This is a genomic window from Propionivibrio sp., assembly GCF_017995515.1.
GTDB lineage: Bacteria > Pseudomonadota > Gammaproteobacteria > Burkholderiales > Rhodocyclaceae > Propionivibrio.
This window is the reverse complement of sequence record NZ_JAGOIT010000047.1, coordinates 1-15904: the sequence shown is the minus strand read 5'-3', so window position 1 is coordinate 15904 and position 15904 is coordinate 1. Positions and strand designations below refer to the sequence as shown.

The window sequence follows — 15904 nt, the reverse complement described above, 5'->3', positions numbered from 1 at the left end:
ATCAGGAGGAAGCACCTTCCTTGCGATGCTGCCACCAGCCGATGACGACCGGGATCATCGAAATAGCGATGATCCCGAGGATCACTGCCGACAGGTTCTTCTGTACCCAGGGCAGGTTGCCGAAGAAGTAGCCGGCCAGCGTCAGCGAAACGACCCAGGCGAACGCGCCGATCAGGTTGAAGAAGGTGAAGCGCGCCCAGGTCATCGCGCCGATCCCGGCAACGAAGGGCGCAAAGGTGCGAAAGAGCGGCAGGAAACGCGAGATCACCAGCGTCTTGCCGCCGTGCGTTTCGTAGAAGAGATGCGTCTTCATCAGCGCCGCCTTGTTGAAGAAGCGCGAGTTTTCCCACTGGAAGACCTTCGGTCCGAGGTAGCGCCCGATCTGATAGTTGAGCGTGTTGCCCAGCGCGGCGGCGGCGAGGAGCACCGCGATCAGGATCATGATGTCCATCCCGCCCAGCGCCGCCAGCGCGCCGGCGACGAAGAGCAGCGAATCGCCGGGCAGGAACGGCGTGACGACGAAGCCGGTCTCGCTGAAGATGATCGCGAACAGGATCGCGTAGATCCAGACGCCGTACTGCTGCACCATCACGGCCAGATGCTTGTCGAGATGCAGCACGATGTCGATGAAGTAGGCGAGGAGTTCCATGTCGATCCCGGTGCGAGAAAAACGCGATTGTACTGGAAGCCGAAGATCCGCCAACTTGAGCGACCGGGTCGCGCGAGGGGCCTCGCCGGTATAATCCACCGATGCCCGAAAAGCCCACCATTCATCTACTGCCCGACCTCTTGATCAGCCAGATCGCCGCCGGCGAGGTCGTTGAACGCCCATCCTCCGTGCTCAAGGAGTTGCTTGAGAACGCTCTCGACGCCGGCTGTCAGGCCATCCAGATCCAGCTCGAAGAAGGCGGCGTCAAGCTGATCCGCGTCAGCGACGACGGTTGCGGCATCGCCAAGGATGAACTCGCGCTCGCGCTGACCCGCCACGCCACGTCGAAGATCGCCACGCTCGACGACCTCGAACGCGTCGCCACGCTTGGCTTTCGCGGCGAAGCGCTGGCTTCGGTCGCCTCCGTCGCGCGCCTGACGCTGACCAGCCGCCAGCAGAACGCGAGCCATGCCTGGCGCCTGAACGCCGAACCCGGCGCCGCACCGGAACCGGCCGCGCTCGGCGCCGGCACCGTCGTCGAGATGCGCGACCTCTACTACAACACGCCGGCGCGGCGGAAATTCCTCAAGTCGGAAGCCACCGAGTTCGCGCATTGCGCCGACGCCGTCAAGCGCGTCGCCCTGGCACACCCGACGGTCGCCTTCACCCTCTCGCACAACGGGCGCGTCAGCCTGCATCTGGCGAGGACCGATGCGCGCGGCCGCGCCGGCGCCATCCTTGGCGACGACTTCCTCGCCGAATCGCGCTCGATCGATACCGGCGAGCCACGCCGCGACGCGGATGGCGGACAAGGTCACGGCCTGCGCATCTTCGGCCACTGCGCGACACCCGCACATTCGCGCGCGCGCAGCGACGCGCAGTACGTGTATGTGAATGGCCGCTTCGTGCGCGACAAGCTGCTCAGCCACGCGCTACGCGAGGCCTACCAGGACATGCTGCACGGCAGCCGTTACCCGGCCTACTGCCTCTTCGTCGAGATCGACCCGGCGCACGTCGACGTTAACGTCCATCCGGCGAAGACCGAAGTGCGCTTCCGCGACGGACGCGCCGTGCACCAGTTCGTCTTCCACGCGGTGCAGCGAACGCTCTCCAGCCCGCTGGCCGGCGCCGGCAACGAACCCGCAAGCGCCTCTCCAGCGACGGCTCCAGCCCTGTCCATTGCCGCACAGCGCCCGAACCCGGCGCCGCCAGGAACGAGCGTACAGGCATGGCCGCAACGCCAGGAGTCGCTGCGCGTCAGCGAGCCGGCGATGGCTGCCTACTTCGCCTTCGCCGAAAAGGCGCAACCCACTCCTGCCCGCGCCCCGATCCCCTTTTCCGAACCGACGGCTCCGACAGACGGAAGCACGCCGCCGATGGGCTACGCGCTCGCCCAGCTGCACGGCGTCTATATCCTCGCGCAGAACGCGCTCGGCCTCGTGCTCGTCGACATGCACGCGGCGCACGAGCGCATCCTCTACGAAAAGCTGAAGACCGCGCTCGACAGCAAGCGCATCGCCGCGCAGGCGCTGCTCATCCCGGCCGTCTTTACCGCCGACGCGCTCGAAGTCGCCGCCGTCGAGGAGCATTCGGACGCCCTGCACGACCTCGGCTTCGACCTCGCGCCGATGGGACCGACGCAGCTCGCCGTGCGCGGCGTCCCGGCGCTGCTGCAGGCCGCCGACCCCGCCACGCTCGCGCGTACGCTGCTCGCCGAACTGCGCGAACACGGCGTGACGCAGCTGATGGCCGCGCACCGCAACGAACTGCTGGCGACGATGGCCTGCCACGGCGCCGTGCGCGCGCGGCGCATCCTTTCAATACCCGAGATGAACGCGCTCCTGCGCCAGATGGAGGAGACCGAGCGCGCCGACCAGTGCAACCACGGCCGTCCGACCTGGACGCAGCTCTCGATGGGCGATCTCGACCGGTTGTTCCTGCGCGGCCGATGAACCTAATAACCGCAGCTCTTCACCGCAAAGGCGCGAAGGCGCAAAGGTTCGCAAAGAAAATCAAAGTGCTACGCGAACGGCGCGCATCTTCCGTAGCCCCCTACAGGGTGAGTGATCAAGTACGTTCAGCCCGTTGTTTCCTTTGCGATCTTTGCGCCTTCGCGCCTTTGCGGTGAGGTTTTCAGGATGAACACGCTACCAAAAGCCATCCTGCTGATGGGCCCGACCGCGAGCGGCAAGACCGGCGTCGCGATGGCGCTGACGCACCGCTTCCCGGTCGAACTGATCAGCGTCGATTCGGCGCAGGTCTTCCGTGACATGAACATCGGCACGGCCAAGCCCGACGCCGAGACGCTCAATGCCTACCCGCACCACCTGATCGACCTGATCAGCCCGGAAGAAGCGTATTCGACCGCACGTTTCCGTGCCGATGCGCTCGCCGTGATGGCCGACATCGTCGCGCGTGGCCGGATTCCGCTGCTCGTCGGCGGCACCATGCTCTACTTCAGGACGCTGCTGCAAGGGCTCGCCGAACTGCCGCAAGCCTGCGCGACGACGCGCGCCGAGATCGACGCGCTGGCCGCCGCGCACGGCTGGCCGGCGGTGCACGCCGAACTGGCGAAGGTTGATCCGGCCACCGCCGCGCGCCTGCATCCGACCGACGCGCAGCGCGTGCAGCGCGCGCTCGAGGTCTATCGCCTCGCCGGCCGACCGATGGCGGAACTTCTCGCCGAAGGCCAGGAACAGAAGCCGTCGTTCGACTTCGTCTCGATCGGCCTCTTGCCATCGGAGCGCAGCGTCCTGCACGCACGCATCGCCGAGCGCTACGACGCCATGCTGAAGGCCGGGTTGGAAGATGAAGTGACGATGCTGCGGGAGAAGTATCGGCTGTCGCTCGACCTGCCGTCGATGCGCTGCGTCGGCTACCGCCAGGTCTGGGAAGTGCAGGACGGCCTCGCGCCGCGCGCCGAGATGCGCGACCGCGGCATCTACGCCACGCGCCAGCTCGCCAAGCGCCAGATCACCTGGATGACCAATACGCTCAAACCCGAAGCGTTCGACTGCCTGGCGCCGGACCTTGCCGCGCAGGTCGAGCGCCGCGTGGCGCAGGCGCTCGCCGGCTAGAGCAAAGTCGGATCGTCCGCGGGCGGCTGCATCGATTCGTCAAAAAACCGGAAATCGTCGCCCCTCTCGCGTTTTACGCAGTACATCGCCGTGTCGGCGCTCTTGAGCAACGCTTCCGCTTCGAGGCCGTGCTGCGGCGCGAACGCCACACCGATGCTCGCCGAAATGCGAATCGTGTGCTGATCGGCCCGGAAAGGTTGCCTGAGCGCAAGAAGAACACGCTCGGCAGCCGCCTCGGCGTCCTGTTCCTTGTTGATCCGCGGCAGGAGAATCACGAACTCGTCGCCGCCCAGTCGCGCCACCGTATCGACCCGGCGCGTCATCACCGAGCGCAGGCGCGCCGCGACTTCCATCAGCAGAAGGTCGCCGATGTCGTGCCCGAGCGTATCGTTGACCGGTTTCAGGCGATCGAGGTCGATGAAGAGCACCGCCAGCTTCGTGCGATCGCGACGAACCTGCGCCAGCGCCTGCCGCAACCGTTCGTTGAGCAGCGCACGGTTGGGCAGATCGGTCAGCGCGTCATGGTGCGCGAGATGATGGACGAAGGCTTCGGAAGCCTTGCGCGCAGTGATGTCGCGCGCGCAACCGACGGTGCCGATCACTTCGCCCCGGGCGCTGACAAAACGAGCCTGATGTACGTCGAGAAATACAAAACTGCCACGCACGTTGCCCGATTCCTCATAGATCGTCGGCTCCTCGCGGCTCAGCGTGTGCCGATCCACGTCCTGCGAAAACTGCCCGTAGGTGTGCCACTCGGGTTGGTCCGGATACACCGCCCGCTCGCGTTCGGCGAAATGGTCGAAGGTCTTGCCGAGCGGCGCGCTCGTATCGCTCGTACCGAGAAGTTTCTCGCACAAGGCCTTGTTGGCGAAGATGTAACGCCCTTCAAGATCCTTGGCCCAGATCATGTCCGGCACGTTGTCGCACATCATGCGCAGCATCGTCGCCAACTGCCGCGACTCGTCCTGGCTATCGCGGAGTTCCCGCTCAACCTGCTCACGCCCGGCCATTTCATCGCGCAGGCGCTCGCCCGCCTCGATTTCCCCCACCGCCGAGCGCGACACGTGCAAGGCCTTGGAAACGACGACTGCCTGCCAGACCAGTGCGATGATTCCCGTCAGCAGGAGAAAGGCGTCGCCCTGCGCGAAGTACCGATAAAAGCAGAACAGCGCATACGGCGCTATCGTCAGCACGCTCACAGCCAGCCCGTAGCGAAACTCGGTCGCGTAAGACATGTAGCCGAGCGCCGCCACCGCCGACACGACGACGAACACCAGCAGGTACGCCGTCTGCGCCGTGCCCTCCGGAACGAGTCCGATCACGCCGCCGAACAGCGCGGCATTGACCAGTCCGAGCGCAACGCGCCGGCGAAACAACGACCCCGCGTTTTCCTGCGTCAGGCCACGCCGCTTGACGAAACGCTCGAACGCGAAGATCAGGCCGCTCAGCAGCAGAATCAGCGCGAACCAAACGCGCAAGGGGTAAGAAGGAACGCCAACGCTCGTCAGCGCCAACGCCGACAGCCCGCCGCCAAGCACAAGACTGAACGGGTTCCCGGTCGCGCTCCGGAAAAACGCCTGGATACGAATCAGGCGAATCCGGTCGTGCAGAGGAATGGAAGTGGTTTGATTAGTCATTCCCGACGAGGCGAGTTGGTGGAAACGGAAAGAAGGGCGCTTTCATTCTACATCGGCAGTCCAGGGTGGAAACCAGACCACAAGCCGCACGAGACCTCGTTCGACGCGCAACAAAAAAGCCCATGCGTTGAGATGCACGGGCTTCAGGTACTGCGACCCCGGCACACTTGGCCAGAGTAATCGGCTTGTCGCCGTTGAGTTTGTTACTCGATCATCTTTAAAGAGCAGTAATGAAATGGATCCATAGAGTCTCCAAAGAGAGCGGCGGGTACTGCGACTTCTCACCGGGATTACCGCTGACCTCGGTGCACTTCCACTATAACCCTCGCGAGGGAAAAAGCCAGAAGAAAATCGGCGCCCGAATCAGCTCGCCAGGCCGAGCGCCGAACTGCCTCAGCGCGAGACGATCAGACGCAGGCCGAGCGCGACGAAGATCGTCCCGGCGATGCGGTCGAGCCAGCGACCGGCGCTCTCGTTGCGGTTGATCCAGCGGCCGACGGCGCCGGAAAAGTAACCGAGCAGACCGAACAACAGCGCCGCCTGCGCGGTGAAGATCAACCCGAATTGCGCCGTCTGCCACGCCACCTGCCCTCGCTCGGCGACGACGAATTGCGGCAGGAAAGAGAGGAAGAAGAGGACGACTTTCGGGTTGATGCTGTTGGCGAACAAACCTTTGCCGAAGAGGCGCAGCAAGGAATCCGCCGGTGCCCTGGCTTTCGCCACGTCGACACGGCCGTTGCTGCGCAACGCCTGAATGCCCAGCCAGAGCAGGTAAAGTCCGCCGCCGACCTTGAGCACGGTGAAAGCAACCGGCGACGCGGCGATCAGCGCACTCACCCCGAGCGCAGCAAGCAGTGTGTGACTCAGGCAACCGAGCGCGCAGCCGAGGCCGAAAGCCATGCCCTGCGCCCGCCCGCGCGAAATGCCGACGCCGAGGACCATCAGATTGTCGGGACCGGGCGAGAGCGTGATCAGCATCGCCGCAGCGAGAAAGCTCAGGAATTGGTCGGCAGCAAGCATCGGGAATGTCCATTCATGGCATCAGCGGAAGGCAAAATGATACGACACCTTCCCGCCGAGACGGACGGACATGCGTTCGCCAAAAAACTCAAGTGTGACTTGAGAACGCCGATAACACATTAATTCTGATGAGAATTACGGAAAATGCGATGCGAATTCCTGCGGAAGCCCCGCCGTCGTTCATGAATGGAATCGACGCGAGAGCGAAGGACAACCCTGCCGAACGGCAACGGCCCGAGCCGGTCGATCGGCTGGCCAACCTGCGTCCGCAATTGAATCAATCGTCACCGGAAGAGCGACGAGCAGCAGCGAACGAAGAAGCGTTACGCCGCGCGCTTCTGGCCGGGAACAAGCGGAACGCGGACACGCAAGGCTGGGGCGAACGCCGAAAGACCGAGCGACGGAAGGCGAAACTGCCGGTATTTCTCGACACCCGCGCGACCCGTAGCCGCCGCCAGCACGTCTCCGACACGACCGTCGATTTCGAGGTGTGACCGCGCCGCGCAGGCTGCCTTTCCGCAACCCGCACAACGCCAATCAGAATCAGACGACGATCGTCTGCGCCTCGCCGTCCAGGCGAGGTTCGATACGGCCGATCTCGAGCGCTTTCTCGCCGGCCGCGTTGAGCAGGCGCAAGGCTTCGGCCGCGTTCTCGCGCGCCACGACGACGACCATGCCGATGCCGCAGTTGAAGACGCGATGCATTTCGCTTTCCGCGACGTTGCCTTCGCTTTGCAGCCACTGGAAGAGCTTCGGGCGCTGCCAGGCCGACTTCCCGATGACCGCCTTGACCGACTCGGGCAGCACGCGCGGCACGTTCTCGGTCAGCCCGCCGCCGGTGATGTGCGCCATGCCCTTGACCGGCAGCGTGGCCATCAGCGCCAGCATCGGCTTCACGTAGATGCGCGTCGGCGCCATGATCGCGTCGGCCAGCGACTTGTCGCCGTCGAACGGCGCGTTCAGGTCGGGTTGCGCACGCGCGATGATCTTGCGCACCAGCGAATAGCCGTTCGAATGCGCGCCCGACGAGGCGAGGCCAAGCACCACGTCGCCCGGCACGATGTCACGCCCGGTGATCACCGCCGACTTCTCGACGGCGCCGACGGCAAAGCCCGCGAGGTCGTACTCGCCCTCCGGGTACATGCCCGGCATCTCGGCCGTCTCGCCGCCGATCAGCGCGCAGCCGGCGTATTCGCAGCCCTTGGCGATGCCCTTGATGACGTCCGCCGCCGTATCGACGTCGAGCTTGCCGCAGGCGAAGTAGTCGAGGAAGAAGAGCGGTTCGGCGCCCTGCACCAGCACGTCGTTGACGCTCATCGCGACGAGATCGATGCCGACCGTGTCATGGCGCTTGAGGTCAAAGGCCAGCTTCAATTTGGTCCCCACGCCGTCGGTCCCGGAAACGAGCACCGGCTCGCGATAGCGCTTGGGCACCTCGAACAGCGCGCCGAAGCCGCCGAGTCCGCTCAGCACGCCCTCGCGCAGCGTCTTCTTGGCGAACGGCTTGATGCGCTCGACGAGTTCGTCGCCGGCATCGATGTCGACGCCGGAATCACGATAGGAAAGGGCTTCTTTCGATGGCTGAGTCATGTGTTTATGGTCCCGAACGAGGCTTGCAAAGTCGCCGTAGTGGTAAAATCCGCGGCTTCATTCGCAAAAGTCGGAATTTTATCCGAATTAGCCTGAGTTAGCCGTCTCAAGTGCCGCCGGCACGCTGCCCGCGCGACTCCCTTACATGCGCCAACTGCTCCTCGACCTCCTGCCGGAAACCCCGCCCAGCCTCGACAACTTCGTTGCCGGATGCAACGGGGAGGCGCTCGCCGGTCTCACGAACTGGCTGTCGCCGGACAATCGTGAAGCGTCGCTGCTGCTCTGGGGCGAAGGCGGCGCCGGCAAGACGCACCTCTTGCAAGCGAGCGGTGCCGCCTACCACGATGCGCTCGCCGATCCGGATATCGCCGCGATCGAAGCCGAACTGCTCGCCGACAATCCCGGCAAACCGCGTTTTCACGCGGTAGACAACGTTGAGGCGCTCAGCGCATCCGGGCAGATCGTGCTGTTCAACCTGTACAACCGGATACGCGCCGCCGCCGGCCGCCTGCTCACCGCCGCGTTCTTGCCGCCCGTACAGCTCGACCTGCGCGAGGACTTGCGCACGCGCCTCGGCCAGGGACTGATCTACCGCATCCATGCGCTGACCGACGACCAGATGCTCGACGCGCTGCGCGCCTACGCCGCCGCGCGCCGCCTGCGCCTGCCGCCCGAATCGTTCGACTACCTGTTCGCGCGCGCGCCGCGCGACATGCGCAGCCTGATGGACCTGCTCGGCGCGCTCGACCGTTATTCGCTCGAACATAAGCGCGCCATCACGCTGCCGCTGCTGCGCGAGGTGCTGATGACGCCGGCCGAACTCCAATCTTCCTGAAGGACAATAAAACCGATGCAACTCGCCCTGTTCGACCTTGACCACACGCTGCTCACCGGCGACAGCGACTACGAGTGGACGCAATACCTCGTCAGCAAGGGCATTGTCGACCGCACGACGCACGAGGCGCGCAATGCCGAGTTCTACGAGCAATACAAGGCCGGCACGATGGACATCCACGAGTTTCTCGACTTCCAGCTGCGGCCGCTGGCCGACCATACTCGTGCGGATCTCGAAGCGTGGCACGCCGATTTCATGGAGACGCAGATCCGGCCGCGCCTGAGCCAGAAGGCGCGTGAGCTCGTCAGGAAGCATCTCGACGCCGGCGACATCTGCGCGATGGTGACGGCGACCAACAGCTTCGTCACCGGCCCGATCGCGCGCGAGCTGGGCATTCCGCACCTGATCGCGACCATTCCGGCGCAGGAGAATGGGCGCTTCACCGGCAAGCCGCGCGGCCTGCCGTCGTTCCGCGAAGGCAAGATCGCCCGCGTCGACGCCTGGCTCGAATCGATGGGCCTCTGGTGGAACAACTTCCAGCGCAGCTGGTTCTACAGCGACTCGCACAACGATTTGCCGCTGCTCCTGCGCGTGACCGACCCGGTCGTCGTAGACCCCGACGCCACGCTACGCGCGTACGCCGAGAACGCCGGCTGGCCGACACTGAGCATCCACGCTTGAAAGCCAAACCCGCGCCACGACGGCCATCCAGACAACAAGAACCTGAGCAAAAACCAGCGATGATTCGCAAATTCATTTCTCGCGTCTTCGGACGCAAGGCACCGGCCAACTCCGGCGACGCCACGGTCATCGGCGTCAACAAGCACGGTATCCGGCGCGACGCCGTCAGCAGCGGCAGCCTGCGTACCGTCGAGACGCTGCAGCAGCAGGGCTTCAAGGCCTACGTCGTCGGCGGCGCGGTACGCGACCTGATCGCCGGGCGCAAACCCAAGGACTTCGACGTCGCCACCAACGCCACGCCGGAACAGGTGCGCAATTGCTTCCGCCGCTCGCGCATCATCGGCCGCCGCTTCCAGATCGTGCATGTTCTGATGGGCGCCGAAACGATCGAAGTCACCACGTTCCGCGGCCATCACGACCAGCAAAGCAGCCACCGGGCGCAAACCGACAGCCAGGGTCGCGTACTGCGCGACAACGTGTTCGGCAGCGAGAAGGACGACGCGATGCGGCGCGACTTCACGGTCAACGCCCTCTACTTCGACCCGGCGACCGAAACCATCGTCGATTACCACCACGGCATCGACGATCTGAAGCAGAAGACCTTGCGCATGATCGGCGATCCATCGACGCGTTATCGCGAAGACCCGGTGCGCATGCTGCGCGCCGTGCGCCTGGCGTCGAAACTCGACCTCTCCATCGAACCGGCCACGCGCGGACCGATCGGCGAACTCGCCGGCCTGCTCGAGAACGTGCCGCCGTCGCGCCTGTTCGACGAAATGCTCAAGCTCCTGACCTCGGGCGACGCCGTCAAGAGCCTCAAGCGCCTGCGCGACGAAGGCCTGCACCACGGCGTCCTGCCGCTGCTCGACGTGATTCTCGACCAGCCGCTCGGCGAACGCTTCGTCATGCTGGCGCTCGAGAAAACCGACCGCCGCGTGCGCGAAGGCAAGCCGATTTCGCCCGGTTTTCTCTTCGCCACCCTGCTCTGGCACGAGGTCCTCGCCAAGTGGGAAGCGCTCAAGGCCGGCGGCGAACGGCCGATCCCGGCGCTCTTCGCGGCGATGGACGACGTGCTCGACGTCCAATCGGAAAAGCTCGCCATCACGCGCCGCGTCGCCGGCGACATCAAGGACATCTGGCTCTTGCAGCCGCGCTTCGAGCAGCGCTCGGGCAAGCGCCCCTACGCGCTCATCGAGCAGGCGCGCTTCAAGGCGGGCTACGACTTCCTGTTGCTGCGCGCCGAATCCGGCGAAATCGACGCCGAACTCGGCCGCTGGTGGACCGACTTCCTGAACGCCGACGGCGAAACCCGTGCCGCCATGCTGCTGCCGCAGAAGCCGGACGAGGCAAAGAAGCGCCGGCGCCGCAAGCGCAAGCCGGCCGCTGCCAAAGCGTCGGACGCGAACAGCTGAGCTTTCCCGATGCACCTCGCTTACGTGGCGCTCGGCGCCAATCTGGACGACCCGGTCGCACAGGTACGTGCCGCGTTCGAAGCACTGCGACACCTGCCGCAGTCGCGACTGACCCGCACCTCGTCGCTCTATCGTACGGCACCGGTCGGCGTGCACGGGCAGCCGGATTTCATCAACGCCGTCGCCCAACTCGAAACCGATCTGGACGCCGCTGCGCTGCTCGACGCGCAGCTGGCGATCGAAGCCTCGTTCGGCCGCCGCCGCGACTTCCACCTGGCGCCGCGCACGCTCGATCTCGACCTCCTGCTCTTCGACGACGCCGTGATCGACACGCCGCGGCTGACGCTACCGCACCCGCGCATGCACCTGCGCGCCTTCGTCATGGCGCCGCTCGCCGAAATCGCGCCCGATTGCCGCATTCCCGGCCGTGGCAGCGTCGCCGCCTGGCTGCCGGCAGTGCGCATGCAGCGCATCGAACGGATGGGGGCGATGGAAACACACGGACGATGACGCCGACGGTATCCTTGGCGCACGCCAAATCAGGATCAGACAACGAACTCGAAGCACATCAGCCTCGTCTAAACGACGACAATTTCAAACACTCGCCCCCGCGCACGGTATCGCTGCGCTGGCTTCACGAATACTTCAATCTGGGGAACTGATCCATGTCCGCACAAACAGTCACGCGGCGACTCGCTCACACCGACCTGGCCAAGATGCGTGCCGCCGGCGAGAAGATCGTCATGCTTACCTGCTATGACGCGAGCTTCGCGCTGCAATGCGAGAACGCCGGCATCGACGTCCTGCTGATCGGCGACTCGCTCGGCATGGTCGTGCAGGGCCATGACTCGACCCTGCCGGTGACGAACGCCGACATCGCCTACCACACGCGCGCCGTCGTGCGCGGCAGCCAGCGCCCGCTGGTGGTCGCCGACATGCCGTTCGGCAGCTTCCAGGAAAGCCCGCAGCTTGCCTACCGCAATGCGGTGGAGCTGATGCAGGCCGGCGCGCAAATGGTCAAGCTTGAAGGTGGCATCGAGATGGCCGAGACGACGCGCTTCCTGACGCAGCGCGGCATCCCGGTCTGTGCGCACGTCGGTCTGACGCCGCAGTCGGTGCATCAGCTCGGCGGCTATCGCGTGCAGGGCAAGGACGAGACCGGCGCGGCCAAGCTCATCGCCGACGCGCTCGCACAGCAGGAAGCCGGCGCGACATTGATCGTGCTGGAAGCGATCCCGTCGCCGCTGGCCGCCGAAGTCACCCGGCAACTCGTCATCCCGACGATCGGCATCGGCGCCGGCAAGGAATGCTCGGGGCAGGTGCTGGTCATCCAGGACATGCTCGACATCTCGCCCGGCAAGAAAGCGCGCTTCGTCAGGAACTTCGTGGCCGGACAAACTTCGATTGCCGGCGCCATCGCTGCCTACGTCGCCGCCGTCAAGGACGGCAGCTTCCCCGGCCCGGAACACTGCTACTGAGAGGAAATGCCGAAACCCCCACCACAGAGCCACAGAGACGCAGAGTTTTCGCAGAGAAAACCTTTGGAAGCAGTGTTTTTCTCTGCGCCTCTGTGGTGGGTTTTGAGTTTTTTCACAGACTCCGAGTAAACCCCTTCGAGAAACCATGCAAATCCACGCCGCCATCCCCGATCTGCGTGCCGCCCTGAGAAACTGCGGCCGCGTCGTCTTCGTCCCGACCATGGGCAACCTGCACGCCGGCCACATCGCGTTGATGCGGCTGGCCCGCGCACACGGTGACACGGTCGTCGCCAGCATCTTCGTCAACCGCCTGCAATTCGGCCCGAACGAGGATTTCGACAAGTATCCGCGCACCTTCGCCGACGACTGCGCGCAACTGCGCGAAGCCGGCGTCGACGTCCTCTTCGCGCCGACCGAGGCCGATCTCTACCCGGAACCGCAGCAGTACCAGGTCGATCCGCCCGAGATCCAGAACCAGCTGGAAGGCGAATTTCGGCCGGGGCACTTCCGCGGTGTCGCGACCGTCGTGCTCAAGCTCTTCAACATCGTCCAGCCCGAAGTCGCCATCTTCGGCAAGAAGGACTATCAGCAGCTGATGGTGCTGCGCAACATGACGCGCCAGCTCGCGCTGCCGATCGAGATCGTCGGCGGCGAAACGGTGCGCGCCGACGACGGCCTCGCGCTCTCGTCGCGCAACGGCTACCTGACGCCCGCCGAGCGCGCCGAAGCGCCGCGCCTGAGCCGGACGCTGCAATCGATCCGCAGCGCCGTCCTCGCCGGCGAGCGCGACTTCGCCAGGCTCGAAACGGCCGCCGTCGCCGAACTCGACGGCGCCGGCTGGCAGACCGACTACGTCGCCATCCGCCGGCAAGCCGACCTCCAGCCGCCGACCGGCGGCGAGAAGGCGCTCGTCGTGCTCGCCGCCAGCCGCCTCGGCACGCCGCGTCTCATCGACAATCTGGAGATCGACCTGCCCTGAGCCGAACCCGGCAAAGCGCCAGCGAAAGACATTTTGCTAGAATGCCTTTCTTTGCCAGCCAAGCCCTGAGCGACCGACCACGCCGCCCAGGCGCACGACACGAAGGCGCAGCCGCCCGAACCGCATTCTTCCGCTTCCGTTCTTCCTGACTTTCATCTCTCCACACGAAAGGATCACATCCCCATGGAACGCATTTTCAACTTCAGCGCCGGCCCCGCCGCCCTCCCGCAAGAAGTGCTCGAACAGGCACGCGAGGAACTCGTCAACTGGCGCGGTTGTGGCATGTCGGTGATGGAAATGTCGCACCGGGGCAAGGAGTACATGGGCATCCAGGCCGAGGCCGAAGCCGACTTGCGCGAACTGATGGGCATCCCCGCCAACTACAAGGTCCTCTTCCTGCAAGGCGGCGCCTCCAGCCAGTTCGCGATGGTGCCGATGAACCTCTATCGCGGCAAAGCGTCGGCCGACTACCTGAACACCGGCGAATGGTCGAAGAAGGCGATCAAGGAGGCCAAGAAGTACGGCGCGGTCAACGTCGTCGCCTCGTCCGAAGACAAGAACTTCTCCTACGCGCCGACGCAGGACGCGTGGAAGCTCGACCCGAACGCCGCCTACGTGCATTACACGCCGAACGAGACGATCGGCGGCGTGGAGATCTTCTGGACGCCGGAAACCGGCAACGTGCCGCTCGTCGCCGACATGTCCTCGAACATCCTGTCGCGCCCGATCGACGTCTCCAGGTTCGGCCTGATCTACGCCGGCGCGCAGAAGAACATCGGCCCGGCCGGCCTGACCATCGTCATCGTGCGCGACGACTTGCTCGGCGAAACGGTCAAGGGCACGCCGACGATGTTCGATTACAAGATCGCCGCCGACAACGACTCGATGTACAACACGCCGCCGACCTACGCGATCTACATCGCCGGCCTGGTCTTCAAGATGCTCAAGGCCAAGGGCGGCATCGCGGCGATGGAAGCGGTCAATCGCGCCAAGGCCAAGCTGCTCTACGACGCGCTCGACGCCTCCAGCTTCTACGCCTCGCCGGTCGCCGTCGACAACCGTTCGCTGATGAACATCCCGTTCACGCTCAAGGACGCGGCGCTCGACGACGAGTTCATCAAGGGCGCCAAGGCGCGCGGCATGGTGCAGATCAAGGGTCACCGCTCGGTGGGCGGCATGCGCGCGTCGATCTACAACGCGATGCCGGTCGAGGGTGTCCAGGCGCTGGTCGACTGGATGAAGGCATTCGAGAAGCTGCACGGCTGATCCCCATCAAACCCGACAATTCGAGGAACCCCGAATGACCCGCAAGATCCAGACGCTCAACGCGATCTCGAAGAAGGGCCTGTCCCGCCTGCCGGACAGCTACGTCGTCGGCAACGACATCGCCGACCCGGACGCCGTCCTGGTCCGCTCGCAGGTAATGCACGACATGCCGATCGCCGCCAGTGTGCTGGCTATCGGCCGCGCCGGCGCCGGCACCAACAACATCCCGACCAAGGCCATGAGCGAACGCGGCGTGGTCGTCTTCAACGCCCCCGGCGCCAACGCCAACGCCGTCAAGGAGCTGGTGATCGCCGGCATGCTGATGGGCACGCGCAACATCGCGCCGGCGCTGACCTTCGTCAACGGCCTCTTCGGCGACGACGAATCGCTGCACAAGCAAGTCGAAGCCGGCAAGAAGCACTACGTCGGCCATGAGTTGCGCGGCAGCACGCTCGGCATCATCGGCCTCGGCGCCATCGGCTCGATGCTCGCCGAGTCGGCCATTCAACTCGGCATGAACGTCGTCGGCTTCGACCCGGAAATCACCGTCGACGCCGCCTGGCGCCTGCCGTCGCAGGTCAAGAAAGCCGTCAGCATCGACGATCTCGTCAAGCGCTGCGACTTCATCAGCCTGCACGTGCCGCTGCTGCCGGCGACGAAGGACCTGATCAACGGCGACCGCGTCAAGCTGATGAAGAAGGGCTGCATCCTGCTCAACTTCGCGCGTGATGGCATCGTCAACGAGAAAGCCGTGCTCGATGGCCTGAACGACGGCCGCCTGCACGCCTACGTCTGCGACTTCCCAAGCAACCTCCTGCGCCATCACCCGCGCTTCGTCGCCCTGCCGCACCTGGGCGCCTCGACGGAAGAAGCCGAGGAGAACTGCGCGATCATGGTCGCCGACCAGGTGCGCGACTATCTGGAAAACGGCAACATCCTCAATTCGGTCAATTTCCCGAACATCTCGATGCCGCGCGAATCCGGCTTCCGGCTGGCGATCGCCAACGCCAATGTTCCGAACATGCTGGGCCAGATCTCGACCGCGCTCGCCGGTGCCGGGTTGAACATCCACAACATGGTAAACAAGTCGCGTGGCGACCTCGCCTTCACGCTGGTGGATGTCGAGTGCGCGGTGCCGCAGGCGGTCATCGACCAATTGACGGCGATCGGCGGCGTCTTGCGCGTACGCTACCTGCCGTCGTAAGGAACCGGACGCATGGCACGCCAACCGGCCTGCGGGCCGGTTTTTGTTTGTCAGACAGCGCCTTGTTTTTGGTGCG

Annotated in this window: 15 protein-coding genes; 11 read left to right on the top strand and 4 right to left on the bottom strand. The window is 64.9% G+C overall.

Annotated features, from left to right (window positions below; genetic code table 11):
* Position 1: 1 nt before the first annotated feature.
* The gene (locus KBA32_RS09510; RefSeq protein WP_294358029.1) at positions 2–649 is read right to left on the bottom strand and encodes a DedA family protein; all 648 of its coding nucleotides are present in this window, start codon (positions 647–649) and stop codon (positions 2–4) included.
* Positions 650–750: 101 nt separating this feature from the next.
* On the opposite strand from KBA32_RS09510, the gene mutL reads away from it, so the two are divergent.
* Entirely contained in the window at positions 751–2601 is a 1851-nt protein-coding gene (mutL, locus tag KBA32_RS09505; RefSeq protein ID WP_294358026.1) for a DNA mismatch repair endonuclease MutL, read from the top strand.
* A 186-nt stretch (positions 2602–2787) separates the two neighbouring features.
* Positions 2788–3726: a tRNA (adenosine(37)-N6)-dimethylallyltransferase MiaA gene (gene miaA / locus KBA32_RS09500; protein WP_294358022.1), complete on the top strand. Its 939-nt coding sequence runs from the start codon at positions 2788–2790 to the stop codon at positions 3724–3726.
* Here miaA and KBA32_RS09495 read toward each other — a convergent pair.
* Together KBA32_RS09495 and KBA32_RS09490 are read right to left on the bottom strand one after the other, a co-directional pair.
* Positions 3723–5363 (bottom strand): sensor domain-containing diguanylate cyclase, encoded by a 1641-nt coding sequence (locus KBA32_RS09495; RefSeq protein WP_294358020.1) that lies wholly within the window; start codon positions 5361–5363, stop codon positions 3723–3725. The two genes, miaA and KBA32_RS09495, sit on opposite strands and share 4 nt — an antisense overlap.
* A gap of 393 nt (positions 5364–5756) precedes the next feature.
* The gene (locus KBA32_RS09490; protein ID WP_294358017.1) at positions 5757–6383 is read right to left on the bottom strand and encodes a LysE family translocator; all 627 of its coding nucleotides are present in this window, start codon (positions 6381–6383) and stop codon (positions 5757–5759) included.
* A gap of 149 nt (positions 6384–6532) precedes the next feature.
* On the opposite strand from KBA32_RS09490, the gene KBA32_RS09485 reads away from it, so the two are divergent.
* Positions 6533–6877 carry a hypothetical protein gene (locus KBA32_RS09485; RefSeq protein ID WP_294358014.1) on the top strand — a complete coding sequence of 115 codons (345 nt, stop codon included), beginning with the start codon at positions 6533–6535 and terminating at the stop codon, positions 6875–6877.
* A 49-nt stretch (positions 6878–6926) separates the two neighbouring features.
* Here KBA32_RS09485 and purM read toward each other — a convergent pair whose 3' ends face one another.
* A complete protein-coding gene (gene purM, locus KBA32_RS09480) occupies positions 6927–7973 on the bottom strand; it encodes a phosphoribosylformylglycinamidine cyclo-ligase (RefSeq protein ID WP_294358010.1) in 1047 nt (348 codons plus the stop codon).
* 145 nt (positions 7974–8118) lie between these two features.
* Between purM and hda the strand changes: the two genes are divergently transcribed.
* The 8 genes from hda (at position 8119) to KBA32_RS09440 (ending at position 15828) form a co-directional block, all read left to right on the top strand.
* Positions 8119–8808: a DnaA regulatory inactivator Hda gene (gene hda, locus KBA32_RS09475; protein ID WP_294358007.1), complete on the top strand. Its 690-nt coding sequence runs from the start codon at positions 8119–8121 to the stop codon at positions 8806–8808.
* Between the two features lie 15 nt (positions 8809–8823).
* Positions 8824–9489: an HAD family phosphatase gene (locus KBA32_RS09470; RefSeq protein ID WP_294358001.1), complete on the top strand. Its 666-nt coding sequence runs from the start codon at positions 8824–8826 to the stop codon at positions 9487–9489.
* A gap of 59 nt (positions 9490–9548) precedes the next feature.
* Entirely contained in the window at positions 9549–10901 is a 1353-nt protein-coding gene (gene pcnB, locus KBA32_RS09465) for a polynucleotide adenylyltransferase PcnB (RefSeq protein ID WP_294357998.1), read from the top strand.
* 9 nt (positions 10902–10910) lie between these two features.
* Positions 10911–11411 carry a 2-amino-4-hydroxy-6-hydroxymethyldihydropteridine diphosphokinase gene (gene folK, locus KBA32_RS09460; protein WP_294357996.1) on the top strand — a complete coding sequence of 167 codons (501 nt, stop codon included), beginning with the start codon at positions 10911–10913 and terminating at the stop codon, positions 11409–11411.
* A 155-nt stretch (positions 11412–11566) separates the two neighbouring features.
* A complete protein-coding gene (panB, locus tag KBA32_RS09455; protein ID WP_294357994.1) occupies positions 11567–12379 on the top strand; it encodes a 3-methyl-2-oxobutanoate hydroxymethyltransferase in 813 nt (270 codons plus the stop codon).
* A gap of 145 nt (positions 12380–12524) precedes the next feature.
* On the top strand, positions 12525–13358 hold the full coding sequence (gene panC, locus KBA32_RS09450) for a pantoate--beta-alanine ligase (protein ID WP_294357990.1): 834 nt from the start codon (positions 12525–12527) through the stop codon (positions 13356–13358).
* 183 nt (positions 13359–13541) lie between these two features.
* Positions 13542–14624 carry a 3-phosphoserine/phosphohydroxythreonine transaminase gene (gene serC, locus KBA32_RS09445; RefSeq protein ID WP_294357988.1) on the top strand — a complete coding sequence of 361 codons (1083 nt, stop codon included), beginning with the start codon at positions 13542–13544 and terminating at the stop codon, positions 14622–14624.
* A 34-nt stretch (positions 14625–14658) separates the two neighbouring features.
* Positions 14659–15828 (top strand): phosphoglycerate dehydrogenase, encoded by a 1170-nt coding sequence (locus tag KBA32_RS09440; RefSeq protein ID WP_294357985.1) that lies wholly within the window; start codon positions 14659–14661, stop codon positions 15826–15828.
* Positions 15829–15904 lie beyond the last annotated feature (76 nt).

Excerpts from the sequence above, each read along its gene's own strand:
- KBA32_RS09510 (WP_294358029.1), bottom strand. The coding sequence starts at position 649 with ATGGAACTCCTCGCCTACTTCATCGACATCGTGCTGCATCTCGACAAG.
- mutL (WP_294358026.1), top strand. The coding sequence starts at position 751 with ATGCCCGAAAAGCCCACCATTCATCTACTGCCCGACCTCTTGATCAGC.
- miaA (WP_294358022.1), top strand. The coding sequence starts at position 2,788 with ATGAACACGCTACCAAAAGCCATCCTGCTGATGGGCCCGACCGCGAGC.
- KBA32_RS09495 (WP_294358020.1), bottom strand. The coding sequence starts at position 5,363 with ATGACTAATCAAACCACTTCCATTCCTCTGCACGACCGGATTCGCCTG.
- KBA32_RS09490 (WP_294358017.1), bottom strand. The coding sequence starts at position 6,383 with ATGCTTGCTGCCGACCAATTCCTGAGCTTTCTCGCTGCGGCGATGCTG.
- KBA32_RS09485 (WP_294358014.1), top strand. The coding sequence starts at position 6,533 with ATGCGAATTCCTGCGGAAGCCCCGCCGTCGTTCATGAATGGAATCGAC.
- purM (WP_294358010.1), bottom strand. The coding sequence starts at position 7,973 with ATGACTCAGCCATCGAAAGAAGCCCTTTCCTATCGTGATTCCGGCGTC.
- hda (WP_294358007.1), top strand. The coding sequence starts at position 8,119 with ATGCGCCAACTGCTCCTCGACCTCCTGCCGGAAACCCCGCCCAGCCTC.
- KBA32_RS09470 (WP_294358001.1), top strand. The coding sequence starts at position 8,824 with ATGCAACTCGCCCTGTTCGACCTTGACCACACGCTGCTCACCGGCGAC.
- pcnB (WP_294357998.1), top strand. The coding sequence starts at position 9,549 with ATGATTCGCAAATTCATTTCTCGCGTCTTCGGACGCAAGGCACCGGCC.
- folK (WP_294357996.1), top strand. The coding sequence starts at position 10,911 with ATGCACCTCGCTTACGTGGCGCTCGGCGCCAATCTGGACGACCCGGTC.
- panB (WP_294357994.1), top strand. The coding sequence starts at position 11,567 with ATGTCCGCACAAACAGTCACGCGGCGACTCGCTCACACCGACCTGGCC.
- panC (WP_294357990.1), top strand. The coding sequence starts at position 12,525 with ATGCAAATCCACGCCGCCATCCCCGATCTGCGTGCCGCCCTGAGAAAC.
- serC (WP_294357988.1), top strand. The coding sequence starts at position 13,542 with ATGGAACGCATTTTCAACTTCAGCGCCGGCCCCGCCGCCCTCCCGCAA.
- KBA32_RS09440 (WP_294357985.1), top strand. The coding sequence starts at position 14,659 with ATGACCCGCAAGATCCAGACGCTCAACGCGATCTCGAAGAAGGGCCTG.